Genomic DNA, 15,661 nt, shown 5'->3' with positions numbered 1-15,661 from the left:
AATATTGTTGTAAAAACCCGACTTCTGTAATTATGATTAGTAAGATTAGTAATTAGAAAAATTTAAGGCGTTACTGAATCCAAGTATGAATTTTAAATGTAGAGACGTGATACAATGCCCTCCGGGCAAGCTTCGCTAACACGTCTCCCAAGGTTTTCAAAATCACGCAAAATCATTTTCATACATCAAATCAGCAATGCAAAATTTAAGATAACATAAAAGCATCAAGTTCATTAATATTCCGAATAATTTTGGCATCTGAAACCTCATAAGCTTCTGCCAATTCAATACTAGCTTGAAGCCTTAGCGTTATGTTTTTACTTATATCAAATGCTGCTTTTGTTAAATCGCCAAGCTTTTCATATTCAGCAATTATTCTCGACACTACTGCTTGGTAAGTTTGATCAATTTTAGTAAGGCACTGATTGTAGTATTCTTCCATGCGATGTTTCAAGCCTTCAGTTTGCTTAACAAAATATTTTTTACTAAAATTTATAACCATACGACCAGCAATTGTTCCCAGAACCGCGCCTAGAATTGGAACTGGAATAACAGCCTGTCCAAGAGCAGAAGCTAAACCGACTGCGGCTGATTCTATACAAACTAACTGACTCATCTCAGTAAATTGATCAAAGGAAATTTCCCCTGAATTGAGACTTTTGACGAGACTGGCAACTGACTGACTTGCACTAACAAAAGAAGCAGTTAAAGGAGCTGACAAACTTGCATAATTAGTCAAAGCATAGATGGTAGCAGCAGCAATTCCACCAACAGTTGCTCCCTTGGCAGTATCAATTCCCAATTCCTGCCAATCTTCCATGGTGTAATTTCCTTGAAAAGGATTCTTGCCCTGCTTATACTTTTCATACAATTTGAAAGCTAACCGAATTCCACCACCAATGAGAGCGCCTTTGGCAGCTACCTGAGCCATATCTCCTAAATTTGGTTGTGTATCAGTTTGTATATTTTCCTTAATCCGTTTGTTTTCTCCACTGAGTTCTTGCTCATGGCTATCTAATGTATCGTGAATTTTACCTTGCTGAACTTCGCTGTATTGGGAATTACTAGGTTTAACAACGCTATCAAAGGATTTGCCAGAAAGCTTTTCAATTTTTTGTACGTTCTGCTGAATTTTACCTACTGTACGGTCAGTTAGCCCTTCTACAGACTCACCACTGAGAACTTTTTTGATTGTGTCATAGTAGTCTTCTGGAATGTGGTAGTAGGAACCATCTCTGCCGAAGTTTCATACTTTCTCATGTGATCTAACACATGATCTAAATTCTTATTAACGCCATTGATAAACTTAGACTGAACTTGAATACCGTCAATTAAATAGTCTTCAGATGCTGTTCGACCAACACCATCAAAAGTAGCACTTGGGGCTTGCTGTCGCAGATAGTCCCTGGCATTACGGATACCTACTTCAACTTGCTCGGCAATCTCACCATGTTTGGTTTGGTTGTTACCTAAAATATGCTCTGGACTTCCAATAAAATCTCGTACTTGATCAATTTGTTCAATTGCTTTTGTAAAAGCAGAATCTTGTCTTTCTAGAGCAGCTTTGAGATGTTCTGTATGGTGGAGATTTTCACCTGCCACCATCCCACCAATTATCTGGTTTGTCTGATGAATATTTTCTTTCATCGATACTTTTGGTTAACTTAATTTCTTGTTGAGCAGTTGGGAAAGTGCCTGAATATTGTTAATTAAAGCTGCTAATTTTATCTTGTGGTTATCGCTAAAGTCTAGATAATTACTAGGAGCTTCTTGTTTGAGAAAATTTAACTGTCTGTTTACACCATCAGCGTGTTCCTGAGTTAACTTAAACAATTTGGCTATTTCTTCCTTAGCTGCGTTTAAAACCGCAGTTTTTGACTTAATTTTTGCTGTTTCCTGATTAGCCTTTTGAGCAATTTCTTCATTTTTGTGTCCCGCCCAAAGTACACTACCCACTAGAGCCGTACCGCCAATAGCCCAGCCAACAGGTCCAGCCATTGCTAGTAGAGCGTTACCTGCTGCCATGCCACCACCACCAGCAACAACAGCACCACCACCGAGCCACGCCAAAGCCGCATTTGTTGCTGCTGCTCCTGAAAGAGCAGAAATAGCTGTGCCGGTTGAAGCAGTACCAAAGGTAGTAGCAATAGCCATCGCAGCAGTTGGAGCAAAAGCTGCAACACCAACACCAGTTGTCGTTCCAGCACCTGCCATTAAGCCGCTCACCTTGGCAGCTTTATCTGCCTCAAATTTAATTTGCTGGATTACCTGAGAAAACTTAGTAAACTCTACCTTAAATTCAGAAACTGACTTATCGAACTCTTTAGGTGAGTTGGCAAGGGTATTAATATACTTTTCGCAAGCCGGAATAATTTGTTCAGCAGTTGCTTTGCGTTTTTCATATAGTTCAGATGCTTTTTTGGTAACGTCTGCTGCAATAATTTGATATTCTTGATCAGCAGCTTTCAACTTGGCTATAGCTTTTTTCTTAAGATTGCTGTTTAACATTATTTTTAACCAGTATTTTTAATTAATTAATAATTTTGCTCTAGCAATTAAAAATTATCTTTTTTATGAAATTTTTATAGGCATAAGACATTTTTACTCTGAGAATGAGGGCTGGCACATTCGAGAAGTTACTGAAATCAATTGTGAAGGGATTTTAATGGTAAATATTATTAACAAAAAACCCTCCATAAAAGAGGGCTTCAATTAAGATTTAAACAAGTAGAACAAATATTTTCTACCAATTCCCAATTACCTATTACCAATTACCTATTACCAATTCCCAATTACCTAATTACAAAGTATTACCAGTTCCTGGTTCGGGTTCAGGAATTGTTGGCTCAATTAGTTGTGGTTCTGGTTGGGGAGGATTGAGAAAATCGCGCCAAGTACGGATTTGGTCTTGCGCTGCATTATAAGCTTGTGTACCTTGGGGAACCAATTTAGCTGTTTCAATGGCACGAATAATATCGGATTGACCTTGAGTGCGAGCTATGTCTAATAATTGCTGACTCCACTGATCCATGGCAATTCTAGCATCAGAACGTAATGCCGTACCTCTAGGTACACGCCGCGCTAAGGCAATTGCTTGGGATAAAGCGTTGGGAGTTCCACGTAATGCGACTTCTCGCGCTCTTGTCCAACTGTCTCTAGCAGTTACTTCAGCTTGCCATTCATTTATATCTCTTTGAGCTTGTCGCGAGAGTACTCTTCCCGACCTAATTTGTCTAGCGGTGTTAATTGCTGCATTCAAATCACCGCTATTAGCAAGCGATCGCGCTTGGTCTAAGTAAGGCTGGTCTTCTGTTTGCTGAACTTTACTGTTCCAACTCACTATTTTTTTCTGTGCTTCTCGATACAACGCACGTCCTCGACCAATTCTACTTGCTTCGGCGATCGCTGCTCTTAAGGAGGAAGTATCTCCAAATAATGCGAGTTCTTCAGCACGTTCTAAAAACGGTCGATCTTCAATAGTCTGTACTTGAGTTGACCAATCGTTAATTTCTTTCCTCGCTTCTTGAGCGCGGGGGTTGTTTTGAGGAATCAATCTTGCTTCTGCAATTGCAGCGGATAAATCTCCGATAGTTCCTTGAGAAGCCAGGGTTCGCGCTTTTTCCAAACGAGAAACATCTTCTATTTCCAATTGCCAACTAGCAATCAGTTTCTGTGCTTTTTGATAAATTGGTCGATTAGAATCAATTTGCTGTGCAGAAACAATTGCAGCTTCTAAACCAGAAATTGTCCCAGTCCAAGCATTTCGTTGCGCTTCAGCCAAAGATATAAAATCTGTTGTTTCCGCTTCTATTCCAGAAATCGGCGGAATTTTTTGAGCAATGTAAATAGCTTCGTCTGCATCCCTTTGCTCTAATTTCCTCTCTGCTAATTCCAGTATATTAAGTCCAAATTCTGGAATCGCTTCTTGAGCTTTTTGATAAATGTAGCTGTTTTTTGCAATCGATTGCGCTAGTTTAATCGCTTTAAGTATTTGATCTACATTGTTACTTTTAGCTAAACTTTCAGCTTGTGCTAATTTTTCACCATCTTCTCTGGCTGTAACAATCAAGTTATTTAATTCATCGTACTTGACACTAGACCAAAATCTATTATCTAAACGTAGCAATTTTGCCGACACCATGAAAGCTTGATTCCAGCGCTGTTCGCGCATTTCCTCTTCTGCTTCTTTGTAAATATCCTCAGCTTTTGACCAAGTTAACCTCCAGCTGTTAATTTGGTCATCTACCAATTTAGAAACAGAAACATCTGTAGGTAACTTACGCGCAATCTCAATCGCTTCCTCTAATTTACCTTCTTGGAAACTTTCCGAGGCTAAGTCTAGTACTCTGCGAGACCATTCTTCCATAGAACGGTCAATTTCGGCACGTAATGGATGATTCTCTGGCAAATTCTTGACCAAATCAATTGCTTGTAGCAAATCTTTGACCGTTTCTTTAGAAGCTGCTACTTCAGCGCAGTGCATTCGTACTGAAGCACTAGCCAAAGGCCAGAAAATTGAAGGACAGTTGGGTGCTGAGGGCAACTTTAACAGAATTGCCATTGCCATAAATCCGATTGTACCAGGAATGAAAGCTAATAAAAACGCCCACAAAACCCAACTTGTAAGCCATTTCGGCAATTTTCTCGAATCACTATTTGCCGGAATACTTTCTTTTGAATGACTTTTAAAAGCCAATTTTTTTGAATTGCTTTTGTTTTTACTTGACACTGAATTAGCGCTAGAACCAGTAGTCGGGACACCAGACTTATGACTAGCCAATTGTTCCGTGTTGAATAATCGAGTCACTTCATCTGACTGCGTTCTCCTCGCTGATGACCAGTCTTCTGGAATATCCCGTTCTGCCATCTCTCACACCACATTATATTAACAAGGGTTTGTTGATTAGAGGAAGCGAAGTAGTTGCTATAATAACTTTTAATTTATAAAAAAAATTGTAATTTTTTATAAAAAAAGCTATCTTTACAGCGCAATATCTTCATAGATACCATTACTTCCTACTTTTTATTAAGACTTTTTTATACCTTTACTGCGATACAGAGGAGTCTGCTTGTAAATCGGCGATTAGCTGGGCTAATTGGTCGCTATTGGCAAGGTATACCTCGCCACAAAAATCACAAGTAGCTTCTGCACCATCATCTTTGGCAATCATATCCTCTAGTTCTGCTTCTCCCAAAATTTTTAACGCTCCTAACATTCTGTCAAAAGAGCAACTACAATGAAACCGTAACATTTGGGTTTCTGGAAAAATATGCAGCCCCATGTCCCCTAAAATATCTTGAAAAATTTCCGTGAGATTTTTTCCAGATTGTAGCAGAGGCGTAAATCCCTGAAGGGCTGATACACGCGATTCTAAGGTTTCTATTAAAGCTTCATCTCTTGCAGCTTTAGGTAAAATTTGCAATAGTAAACCTCCCGCTGCTGTCACTCCTTGCGCTCCCACAAATACGCCTAAGACGACAGCTGAAGGTGTTTGCTCCGAAGTTACTAAATAATGAGCTACATCTTCTCCCACTTCACCAGAAACTAGTTCTACCGTACTTGAATAAGGGTAGCCGTAACCGACATCGCGCACTACATACAAAAATCCGTTGCCAACTGCACCTCCAACGTCTAATTTTCCTTGAGCATTAGGAGGCAATTCAACACTTGGATTTCCTACATAACCGCGTACAGTCCCATCTAACCCTGCATCTACCAATATACCACCCAAGGGTCCATCGCCTTTAATTCGGATATTGACCCTTGAGTCAACACGCTTCATACTAGAAGCCATCAATAAACCTGCCGTCATAGTCCTACCTAATGCAGCTGTAGCTACATAAGAAAGTTTATGACGCTCTCGTGCAACTGCGGTTAACTTTGTAGTAATAGCACCTACTGCACGAATTCCACCGTCTGCTGCTGTAGCGCGAATTAATTGATCCGCCATTGACTAACCTTACATTTCTTAAAATACAAACTTTATCTATTGTAAGATGTTTATTTTGAGAGATTTCAAGATTATAAAAATGCTTGTTAATTGAATTAGGGGAAAAACAATCAAGACATAATTTTTTTAATGGGCAAACATTAACCAAATTTTCGCCATACTATAAATTATCAACTCAAATATTTTGGTAAAAAATGCTTGGTAGTTTTCAAAAGAGTCAACTGCGAATTGAAATAGATGCGTCGCAACAGCTAATTAGTGAAAGCCTTTTACACCCAACCCAATTAGGAAAATGGTTACCTACTGCCAGCCTTCCTTCTGGAATGCCAGAAGAACTCTCCACTGGATTTGAGTTTACCACTCGTATTGGACTCGTATCAATTCATCATCAAGTAGATGTCGCAACTCCTAATACCTTACGTTTACTACTAAGTCAAGGAATTGACGGATTTCATGAGTGGTATTGGGGAGACGGTTGGGTACAGTCTCGACTAGAAGGGATATCTATGTTACCATTGTCTTTAGGTCAGTCAGTAAATTTATTTAGCTTGCGTCAATATTTGAAATCGAAGCAAAGTGGTGGTTGAATTGTTGGTTGATAGTTGTTAGTTGATGGTTGATAGTTGTTGGTTGTTGGTTATCAATTCTTACAGTAATTACTATCGACTATCGACCATCCACTGCCAACTGTCAACTGTCAACTGTCAACTACTTTTCTTGGCTTCTTCTGCAACTGCTTCAACTTGATCATTTGCCAAATTTTCTAACACAGATTTAGCTGCTGGGGTACCTAAGCGATTTAAAGCTTGAGCAACTCTGTAGCGGATTTGCCAATCTGAGTTAGTAGCATAAGGTGTTAATACTGATACTGCTTCGGAGTTCCCTAATTCTCCCATAGAACTAATAGCAGCAGTTTTCACCAAATCATTTTCCTCAGAAAGTGCTTGCTTAAGCATTTCAAAACCCCGTGGTTCACCTAATTCTCCCAACGCTGCAATAACGCTTAATTTGACAATCCATTCACTTGTCGATTGATAAAGTTGTTGTAAATCGTCAAAAGCAGCGACTAATTTTAAACCTCCCAAACAATCTGCTGCTGCTGCTTGTACGTCTGCTTCTGGATCTTCAAGTAATTCTCGTAATATCTGAAGGGATTTATCTAAATCTTGTCCTCCTAAAGTATCGAACTGACTTACAGCAGAGTATCGCACCCGAGCATTTTTATCTTTAATAGCGCTTTGAACTAGCTCAAAACCAATTGCTGGTTCTAACTGACGAATTTCATTCACTCCACGCAATCGCTCACCCAAATCTTCACTTGCTAGCTTTTGTTTTACGGTTTCGGGAGTAATACTCATTTTGATTATTCTCTCTAATTAAAATGTTATTTGATATTGGATGGTTGTTGGTTGATAGTTGATAATTGATAGTTGTTAATTCTTCTACCATCGACTAACCACTAACCACTAACCACTAACCACTAACTATTAGCTAACCTTGAGATGCTGCCATTTCGCGAATAATGTCGTTTAGTGCCAGAATACCAACTAATTGCCCGGAATCATCAAGAACAGGTAACTGATGAATTTTGCGATCGCGCATTAATTTCGCAGCTTCTCTTAAAGGCTTGTCGGCTGAAATAGTAATGGGTTTTTTACTCATTACTTCTCCGACAATTTGTCCTAAAGCCTTGTGTAACTCGCGTTCGTAATCAACAGGATTTTTTAAATAAATTACGCTATCAAGAATCATAATGTATGCCGGTGGAGTAACACCAGCTTGCTGCCACATCAAATCTGTTTCTGAGATAATGCCGATTAATTGCCCCGCATCATCTACAACAGGTAAGCCGCTAATATTTTTTTCTGCTAGAATTTTAATCGCTTCCCGTAAAGGAGTTTCTACCTTTACTGTTATTGGATTGGGAGTCATTACTTCAGCAACGGTTTTTAGCATTTATTTATTTGATTATTTTTGTATACCCTGCAATTATTGTAAGAAATTGCGGCTCTGAAGCTCGGAGGGTTAATACATCGTTACTTAATTGATAGTTATTGGTTCTAATACTTATTCAAATTCATTTTCGCAAAACTCTTTCAATAAATCTATACAGTTGGCGATCGCCCCTAAATGAGCAATTTCGTATCCGTGAGTATTCTGAGTCGGAAAGCTTAAACAGGCACCACGGGGAACGTGACCGAATTTCATGGCAATTGAAGCATCACTACCAAATTGACTGAGAGTTGCTAATTGTAAGGACATATCTAATTTTTTCGCGCAATTACGAAGTTGTCCGTTGAGATTTTCATCGTAAATTCCGTAGCTATCTTGATAAAGTATTACCGGATTTTTACTGTCTTCTATGGGATATTCCCTAGCAAGCGGACAAATCTCTAGAGCTATCAAGGCATCTAAATGCTGATTTTGAGAAAAATAAAGCGCTCCAACTGCTCCAACTTCTTCTTTTGCTGAAGCAACTAAATATACATCTACTGCTGGCTGTTTTACTTTTTCTGCTAAAGCAAGCAAAATAGCAACTGAAGCTTTATTATCTAATGTGTAGCTGGCAATATGGTCTTTTAAACGAATGGGATGCTTGCGATGTTTGCTGATAACCATTCTGGTTCCCGGACGAATACCAGCATTTTCTAACTCTAAGGTGCTGCATTTTGTTTCAATCCAAGCATCTTCCCATTTGACTGCCACATCTTGCTGAAAGATTTTCTGTGGTGATTCATGAGATACGTGACGGGAACCAAAGCTGAGTACACCGCTAATAGTTTGATTATCTCCGAGTAAATCCACTACACCTTCACCGTAAACCCATGGGTAAGCACCTCCTAGTTTGCGAACTTCAACTTTACCCGCTTCACCAATAGTCTTGACAATTGCGCCAATTTCATCTTTATGAGCAGTTATCGCAATGGGATATTCGTTTGTTTTTCCAGGAATTTTGGCAATAATATTATCGGCTCTATCAAGCCATACTTCTACACCTAAAGCCGTAAATCGCTGCATTAAATATTGGTTAATCTCTGTTTCTGCACCACTCGGAGAATGATGCATAACTAATTCTGCGATTATTTCAAATAATTGCTGGTAATCCCACATTATTAATTTGTAATTAGTAATTACTTTGTAGGTTGGGTTAGACACGAATAGGAATGACGGCAACTGGCATATTCTGCTCGGCTTCTACACTGACTGATTCTTAACGCAATCAGATGAAAGTGAGAGTACGGCATCAACCAGGGTTTTGTGACAACTGCGTAAGTTCTGTCCTCATAAAAACCCGACTTCTTACACCAGGAAAAGTTAAGGTTTTACAGATTCTTTTCGTCTCTAGGTTAATTATGATATTTTTCTACGTTGTCTTAACACTCCTACAGTACCCATAGCACCAATCACTAAACTACTTAACAATGTAGAAGGTTCGGAGACAGTTTCATGCTTAATTGCACTTAATGTTACATCTGCTACTAAACGATGACTTTGTGAACTCGGATGTACAGCGTCGAAGAAGATAAATTCGTCGGGGTTATCGCATACGCTAGTAATATTATTCAAGTCTCCCACCACGCAAGGAATCGCTGGATTTTGTGTAAAACCAAACTCTCCGGGACTGGCTAATATTCTATTAAATAAAGAATTGACATCAATGGGAATGATATTAATATCTGAATTTCCACTCAAACTATTCAAAGCCTGCTCTAATGCTGCATTATGACTAAGGGTGAGTTGAGTTAATTGAGCAGAAGTATTTGTGGCGATCGCAAATGGAAGTTCACCTAAATCTGGTAGATTGAAAACTGCGATATTTTTCGCACCTGCTTGAGTTAATGACTCAATTGCTTGTGATAAATTGCTGACTGTTTGATTGGGGTCTGTAACATTACCAAAGATGTAATCATTAGCACCTCCCCATAAAGTATAAAGTGCATTTGGATCTGCTTTTTGATTATTTGCGATTAAATTTTGGGTAAATAAACCGACTTGTCCTAAAACTCCTGGTAAAGGTGCATCAGGAACCAAAGCATTATTTAAACCACTTGAAGAACCACCAATGGCAAAGTTAATACCTTCTGTGGGAATATTGACTTGTGGTGGAATAAATGTAGTTGGAATTAAACCGATCTCCTTTCCAACAAAATCTACCCATATATTTCCATTAGAAAAACGTCCTGGAGCGTAAGGAGGGTTAGGAGGAATTGCAGTTTCGGGATTTGTTAAACCTTCTGTAGCCGCAAATACATTACCTGTATCTGATAGACTATCGCCAAATACATAAAATTGACTAAATTGACTGAAATTCCCAGCCATTGCTTTCGGCGAGAGCATAAACGAAAATAGAACACATCCTGCGGCTGCAAATACTTTTTTCATCTTATTTTTATTTGCTTATAAGGTAAACAATATAAATCCCGACTCTTGGGAGCAGGAATCAAAGCGAGAAGAGACGGTTTTTAACTTGACCGTTGACTCACTTCCTTGCTTTTCAATATACTGTTTAACTTCTAAATTAAGTATATTCCCCGCAGTCTAAATTAATTAATTTACAGTTTCTTTAAAATTGCTAATTAAACGGAGAGGGGGGGATTCGAACCCCCGATACCTGTGAGGGTATAACGCATTTCGAGTGCGCCGCATTCAACCGCTCTGCCACCTCTCCACAAGGCATATTTTGCCTATCTTGATAAAATATCATATGTTGAGCGAATTTATCAACAAATTAAAGGAAGTATTAGAGTAACGACGTAGCGTTTTCTGTATTTTGAACGAATGTTTCAAATAATCGTTGGGGTGTCCACTGAATTGCACCATCGCGCCCGGTGAAGAACAATTGTGTTTTGCTTTGATTGAGTACCGAGATATCCTTGGCTTCAAGATTAGGATCGGGTGCGATCGCAACTTCTGGCTGTAGGGCAATCACTAGTTCTTTTAGGGATTTAGTCGGACACCAAAGAACTTGTGGACGAGGTAAACTTTGACTTTCGATTAACTGACGCAGCTCGTTTGGTTCGGTATTCCCGACAAATAACCAAGAGCGATACGACGCGGAGCCTGATATCTTCGACATATCGCCAATTTGCATTTGTATTATGGGCAATTTATTGTTAATTAACTGTATGTTTGCCGAACCAGTATTTACTGCTTGACCTAAAGATACAACTTGGTATATTCCTTTATCCTGCTGTATTTCTGCTTGAATGGCTTTTTGAGTCAAAGCACTATTAGGGCTGGGAGAATAGTCATAAAAGTTTTGTATGGATAAACGTTCCATTATTTCTAACCAACCGTTACTACCGTCGTTTTGAAAATCCCCTGCAATTGCCCAGTTGATTAGATTTACACCTTGCTGCTGTAAAAATGGTACTATTGTAAAGCGTGCGATATCTTCATCTGCGCTATTAATTACTGTTACTTTGCCTCGGTCTTGAATGACTAAAACTGGTTCTCTCTCGGCTGCTAATAGGGTAATGCGAAACAAATTATTTGCCGAATGCCAAGCAGGAATAAATACTAAACCCATCGAAATTAAAGCTGCAATAAACCAGCGTTTTTGCCACCAACGTATCTGCCAAGTCACGAAAATTAGTCCATAAATCGTTATTACTTGCCAAATTGCGATCGTACCAATTGCAACTGAATTTCCTGGTAAGTTGCGGAAAAATTCTACTATTTTGATTAATAAATCGGTTGGGTAATGTAAAACACTAGCCAAAACACTTCCTGCAAAAGGTAAAATTAATGCCGCGACAGCACTGAGAATACCACCAATACTAATAATAGAGATTAAAGGTGTGCTGATAATATTCAGCAATATTCCGTAGGATGGTACAACTCCAAATACATATAGTTGTAAAGGTAAAGTCCAAATGGTTGCAGCTAAAGGAACTGCAATCAAAGATGCAATAGTTGGTGGTAGCCATCCCAAACGTTTAGTTATTGATGGTACCGTAGTAATTAAACCCAAGGTTGCTAAAAAACTCAATTGAAATCCTAAATCTTCAATCCAAAGCGGATTAATTAATAATAGTAGAGTTGCTGCAACTATTAATGAGCCTAACTGTTTAATCTTTCGTTTCAATCCGATACCAATTAAAGCTGCAAATCCCATAATTACAGCTCTCAAAACCGAAGGTTGAAAACCAGTCAAGCTTAAAAACACAATTAATGCTAAACAACCGCAAATAAATTGAGTTTTTCTCGTAAAACGTTTCGTTAAACCTAAAACTAAACCTAAAATTAACGAAGTATGAAATCCCGAAGCAGCTATGGAATGAGCTAATCCTGTTTGTACAAATAGATCTCTAGTCGAATAGGGTAAATCAACCGCTTTGCTTCCTAAAACCATAGCACTAACCAGGGGACCTTCTGGAACACCCAGCCATCTAACTTGCGAGCTGATTATTCGCTGTCGTAACTTCCACCATCCCCATTGATGATAGTAGTCAAAATATTTTAATTGTCTTCCACTTAAGCCCGCAAAAGCACCTTGCTTTTGTAAATACTTTTCAAAGTCAAAACCACCAGGATTGAATGCTGAGTTAGGTTTATACAAAACTCCAGTCACTTCAATTTGTTGATTGGGGTATAAAGCAGTGGATTTGAGTATAGGTACTGTTACGTATAACTTTCCCGAAACTCCTCTACTAGTTTTTTGTTCTTGTTGTTTATTTGTAACTTCGGAAAGTTGAGTTGCTTGTAGCCAAAATTGACCTCTTCCAGAACGAGTTAAGCGGGGTATAGTTATTACATCGCCTCGAACAATCACAAGTTGTTCTTGATTTCTGCTATTTCCAACAGGAACAAAATTGCTGATATCTTTAGCTTCAGGTTCTGGAAGACGTAGTTGAAAATATACTGTTGCTAAAAAACCTAATAAACCAGCAATTAACAATATTCTGGGATGAACAGTAGTTTTTAAACTATGCGCTGCTTTCTTTGCTTGTGGAGATTTAGTTTTTTGTAAAGCAATTTTTTTAGAAAGAACACGCTGTCTCTGAAAAATAACTGCCGCAACGACACTTACAGATAATATTAATATTCCACCCCAAGGAGTTGTACTCAAAAGCAACCCTAGAATATAGCTAAGACAGATAATTACACCAGGAGCTTGAATCATTAGGTTTTAAGAAATATTTGAGAAATATTTGAGAAATATTTGAGAAATAATTAATAAAAATTTTATCCCTTCCTCACCAAGGAAGGGTACAAAGTTATTAAAGATAACGGTTAGCCGCGAGATAAATTAAATAGATATACCTAATCTAAAACCAAGTATAGCGTGTAAAAGCATCACACAAAGTGCAGTACTACCTAAGTAAGCATGAAGCGCTCGTAAACCCGGTTGATTGCCTCCAAACTTTGTTAAGGAAATTCCGGCGTTGATTGCTAATAGTATCAATACAATTGAGCTAGTCCAAAAATGAGAGCTTTCTAAAATCGGTTGGTGTTGCATCACTAAAGACAAAACTCCACCAACCGAACCCAGCATCATAAATAGAAACATCCAGGGTGCTAGTTTACGATGACCACTGCGACTTTTAAGGGCAACTTCTTTATCTTCCGTAAGTCGCGATCGCCAACCTGTTACTCCCACAAAGGTACCCATTACAAAGATTACAATCCCCATCATAGCCGGATGTCCCCAATGTACTATTGGTTCGGGAACACCTAAAGAACGAAACCAAGCCGCAATAGGTTCTAATATTTCACTCAGATTAGTCATTATTTAAATAAATTCGTGTTTTGGCAACATTAAAATTATTGCAGAGGATTTAGCTATTAATACTATTAGTACATGAAGCCAGGAAAAAAATCAGGAAGTAGAAGGCGCAAAAGCTTATATTGCAAGCTTACAAGAGTGTTTAAAGGTTTATTCCCGCTGTGCTGTAATCATATTCCACTAGGTTCCTGATTGATTTTTAGTCCTATTCATCGGACTTGTGCTATTGGACTGGGAATTAGATTCCCGGTCGGACTACAATAAAAACCCCGCATAATTACTCCTATCCCGCTGGAAAATTACCTATTTCTATGAAACCTCTTTCCTCTGTGTACTCTGCGTCTCTGCGGTTTTTTTTATCGGTAATCTTCTGCCGGGAAGGGAGTAATGTACTGGAATACTAGTGGTCCACCACATTAATTTTGAGGAGTTAAAATACCTCTTCGTAGGTTGGGTTAAGCGTTGGCGAAGCCTGTCCGACAGGACATAGCGCAACCCAACGCGGGTGCCGAGGCTCCACTACGTTTTGCTTCGCAACGCTTGCGCGAACAGCCCAACCTACAATATTACATTGATTACCCCTCATAACTTATGTGGTGGAGTACTAGTGGTTCTTTTCATTTATTCTGACGGGTTCATTTATCCCCGAAACCATGTAGAGACGCGAAATTTCGCGTCTCTACAACCCCGCATAACTAATGAAATAGACTACTAGTATTTCTTCACGCAACAACTTTGTTCAACAAGGGAAAACCTAATTTTTCTCGCTGCTCTACATAAAGTTGTGCTACTTTTCTTGCTAAACTTCTAATTCGACCAATATAGCGAGTTCTTTCTGTAACTGCAATTACACCCCTCGCGTCCAATAAATTAAAAGTATGGGAACACTTCATAATGTAGTCCAAGCTGGGTAAAACCAAACCTTTTTCGGTTAATTGCTTGGCTTCTTCCTCATACATATTAAATAGTGTCAGCAGCATAGTCGGATTTGAAGCTTCAAAATTGTAGGTACACTGCTCAATTTCTCCGATCAGATGAACGTCACCATATTTAATCTTGTCCGTCCAATCAATCTTGGTAATTGCTTCTACTTCTTGGAGGTACATTACCAATCGTTCCAGTCCATAAGTCATTTCAATCGAAACTGGACGACAATCAATCCCCCCACATTGTTGGAAGTAAGTGAATTGAGTAACTTCCATTCCATCGAGCCAAACTTCCCAACCAGTTCCCCAAGCACCAACCGTTGCATCTTCCCAATTATCTTCTACAAATCTAATATCGTGTTCTTCTGGTCGAATTCCTAAAGCCTTCAACGAATCCAAATAAATTTCTTGGATGTTATCCGGTGAAGGTTTGATTAAAACTTGGTACTGATAATAGTATTGAAAACGATTGGGATTTTCTCCAAAACGTCCGTCTGTAGGACGACGACAAGGTTCTACATATGCCACTGACCACGGTTCTGGCCCCAAAGCCCTTAAAAAAGTGTGCGGATTTTTAGTCCCCGCTCCTTTCTCTATATCGTAGGGCTGAGCAATCAAACAACCTTGACTGCTCCAGAATTCATTTAAAACCGCGATCGCAGATTGAAAATTCATCATTATTCTCCCTTAAGCCAACAATGCATAAACTATTGTTGCTCAAACTTGAAGCGTCAAGAAGACTTTTTCGATTGTTCTGCTTCAATCGCGCCCAGCTTCCAATCAGTTTCAATTAATTTTCAAAGTCCACTCCAACCCCTTGGAGGCAGAATCGGAATCACAAGCACCACCGAAGAAAATTTTTTTAAACTTACAACCCTTGATGCGTATAGGTTTCAAGCTCTGAAATAAAAAAAGATCAAAAAAAATTGAAAAAAGAGTTGACACAAACAAATTCTCTCGATACTATGTATAAGTGCCTGAGAGAGAGAGACGCGAAAGCGACGACAACTCAAGGGTTCCGAACCAAGAAAACTATATATTTGTTTGAAAGCCAG

General features: G+C 38.9%; 13 protein-coding genes and 1 tRNA gene. 1 reads left to right on the top strand and 13 read right to left on the bottom strand.

Annotated features, from left to right (window positions below; genetic code table 11):
- Positions 1 to 205 precede the first annotated feature (205 nt).
- From IQ247_RS32525 to hslO, 5 genes are all read right to left on the bottom strand, one after another.
- Positions 206 to 931 carry a hypothetical protein gene (locus IQ247_RS32525; RefSeq protein WP_228059652.1) on the bottom strand — a complete coding sequence of 242 codons (726 nt, stop codon included), beginning with the start codon at positions 929 to 931 and terminating at the stop codon, positions 206 to 208.
- Positions 932 to 1,161: 230 nt separating this feature from the next.
- Positions 1,162 to 1,605: a hypothetical protein gene (locus IQ247_RS32520; RefSeq protein WP_228059651.1), complete on the bottom strand. Its 444-nt coding sequence runs from the start codon at positions 1,603 to 1,605 to the stop codon at positions 1,162 to 1,164.
- A gap of 54 nt (positions 1,606 to 1,659) precedes the next feature.
- Positions 1,660 to 2,508 (bottom strand): hypothetical protein, encoded by an 849-nt coding sequence (locus IQ247_RS11260; protein WP_193919931.1) that lies wholly within the window; start codon positions 2,506 to 2,508, stop codon positions 1,660 to 1,662.
- A gap of 292 nt (positions 2,509 to 2,800) precedes the next feature.
- Positions 2,801 to 4,867: a chromosome segregation ATPase gene (locus tag IQ247_RS11255; RefSeq protein WP_193919929.1), complete on the bottom strand. Its 2,067-nt coding sequence runs from the start codon at positions 4,865 to 4,867 to the stop codon at positions 2,801 to 2,803.
- Positions 4,868 to 5,045: 178 nt separating this feature from the next.
- Complete coding sequence (gene hslO / locus IQ247_RS11250; RefSeq protein WP_193919927.1) at positions 5,046 to 5,951, bottom strand: Hsp33 family molecular chaperone HslO; 906 nt, start codon at positions 5,949 to 5,951, stop codon at positions 5,046 to 5,048.
- Between the two features lie 194 nt (positions 5,952 to 6,145).
- Between hslO and IQ247_RS11245 the strand changes: the two genes are divergently transcribed.
- The gene (locus tag IQ247_RS11245; protein WP_193919925.1) at positions 6,146 to 6,538 is read left to right on the top strand and encodes a hypothetical protein; all 393 of its coding nucleotides are present in this window, start codon (positions 6,146 to 6,148) and stop codon (positions 6,536 to 6,538) included.
- 117 nt (positions 6,539 to 6,655) lie between these two features.
- Here IQ247_RS11245 and nblB read toward each other — a convergent pair whose 3' ends face one another.
- From nblB to glyQ, 8 genes are all read right to left on the bottom strand, one after another.
- A complete protein-coding gene (gene nblB / locus IQ247_RS11240) occupies positions 6,656 to 7,309 on the bottom strand; it encodes a phycobilisome degradation protein NblB (RefSeq protein WP_193919923.1) in 654 nt (217 codons plus the stop codon).
- Positions 7,310 to 7,442: 133 nt separating this feature from the next.
- Entirely contained in the window at positions 7,443 to 7,907 is a 465-nt protein-coding gene (locus tag IQ247_RS11235) for a CBS domain-containing protein (protein WP_193919921.1), read from the bottom strand.
- Between the two features lie 111 nt (positions 7,908 to 8,018).
- Positions 8,019 to 9,062, bottom strand: a complete 1,044-nt coding sequence (locus IQ247_RS11230) for a M42 family metallopeptidase (protein ID WP_193919919.1) — start codon at positions 9,060 to 9,062, stop codon at positions 8,019 to 8,021.
- Positions 9,063 to 9,302: 240 nt separating this feature from the next.
- The gene (locus IQ247_RS11225; protein WP_193919917.1) at positions 9,303 to 10,334 is read right to left on the bottom strand and encodes an SGNH/GDSL hydrolase family protein; all 1,032 of its coding nucleotides are present in this window, start codon (positions 10,332 to 10,334) and stop codon (positions 9,303 to 9,305) included.
- A gap of 199 nt (positions 10,335 to 10,533) precedes the next feature.
- Positions 10,534 to 10,620: transfer RNA gene (locus tag IQ247_RS11220), tRNA-Ser, on the bottom strand.
- 72 nt (positions 10,621 to 10,692) lie between these two features.
- Positions 10,693 to 13,077 carry a ComEC/Rec2 family competence protein gene (locus tag IQ247_RS11215; protein WP_193919915.1) on the bottom strand — a complete coding sequence of 795 codons (2,385 nt, stop codon included), beginning with the start codon at positions 13,075 to 13,077 and terminating at the stop codon, positions 10,693 to 10,695.
- A gap of 126 nt (positions 13,078 to 13,203) precedes the next feature.
- Positions 13,204 to 13,683: a DUF4079 domain-containing protein gene (locus tag IQ247_RS11210; protein ID WP_193919913.1), complete on the bottom strand. Its 480-nt coding sequence runs from the start codon at positions 13,681 to 13,683 to the stop codon at positions 13,204 to 13,206.
- 719 nt (positions 13,684 to 14,402) lie between these two features.
- Complete coding sequence (glyQ, locus tag IQ247_RS11205) at positions 14,403 to 15,281, bottom strand: glycine--tRNA ligase subunit alpha (RefSeq protein WP_193919994.1); 879 nt, start codon at positions 15,279 to 15,281, stop codon at positions 14,403 to 14,405.
- Positions 15,282 to 15,661: the final 380 nt, after the last annotated feature.

Source organism: Plectonema cf. radiosum LEGE 06105, assembly GCF_015207665.1.
Lineage (GTDB): Bacteria > Cyanobacteriota > Cyanobacteriia > Cyanobacteriales > Nostocaceae > Rivularia > Rivularia radiosa_A.
This window is presented reverse-complemented; position numbering and strand designations above follow the sequence as displayed.

Bases quoted from the DNA above. Each gene is read 5' to 3' on its own strand.
- IQ247_RS32525 (WP_228059652.1), bottom strand. From the start codon at position 931: ATGGCTCAGGTAGCTGCCAAAGGCGCTCTCATTGGTGGTGGAATTCGG.
- IQ247_RS32520 (WP_228059651.1), bottom strand. From the start codon at position 1,605: ATGGTGGCAGGTGAAAATCTCCACCATACAGAACATCTCAAAGCTGCT.
- IQ247_RS11260 (WP_193919931.1), bottom strand. From the start codon at position 2,508: ATGTTAAACAGCAATCTTAAGAAAAAAGCTATAGCCAAGTTGAAAGCT.
- IQ247_RS11255 (WP_193919929.1), bottom strand. From the start codon at position 4,867: ATGGCAGAACGGGATATTCCAGAAGACTGGTCATCAGCGAGGAGAACG.
- hslO (WP_193919927.1), bottom strand. From the start codon at position 5,951: ATGGCGGATCAATTAATTCGCGCTACAGCAGCAGACGGTGGAATTCGT.
- IQ247_RS11245 (WP_193919925.1), top strand. From the start codon at position 6,146: ATGCTTGGTAGTTTTCAAAAGAGTCAACTGCGAATTGAAATAGATGCG.
- nblB (WP_193919923.1), bottom strand. From the start codon at position 7,309: ATGAGTATTACTCCCGAAACCGTAAAACAAAAGCTAGCAAGTGAAGAT.
- IQ247_RS11235 (WP_193919921.1), bottom strand. From the start codon at position 7,907: ATGCTAAAAACCGTTGCTGAAGTAATGACTCCCAATCCAATAACAGTA.
- IQ247_RS11230 (WP_193919919.1), bottom strand. From the start codon at position 9,062: ATGTGGGATTACCAGCAATTATTTGAAATAATCGCAGAATTAGTTATG.
- IQ247_RS11225 (WP_193919917.1), bottom strand. From the start codon at position 10,334: ATGAAAAAAGTATTTGCAGCCGCAGGATGTGTTCTATTTTCGTTTATG.
- IQ247_RS11215 (WP_193919915.1), bottom strand. From the start codon at position 13,077: ATGATTCAAGCTCCTGGTGTAATTATCTGTCTTAGCTATATTCTAGGG.
- IQ247_RS11210 (WP_193919913.1), bottom strand. From the start codon at position 13,683: ATGACTAATCTGAGTGAAATATTAGAACCTATTGCGGCTTGGTTTCGT.
- glyQ (WP_193919994.1), bottom strand. From the start codon at position 15,281: ATGAATTTTCAATCTGCGATCGCGGTTTTAAATGAATTCTGGAGCAGT.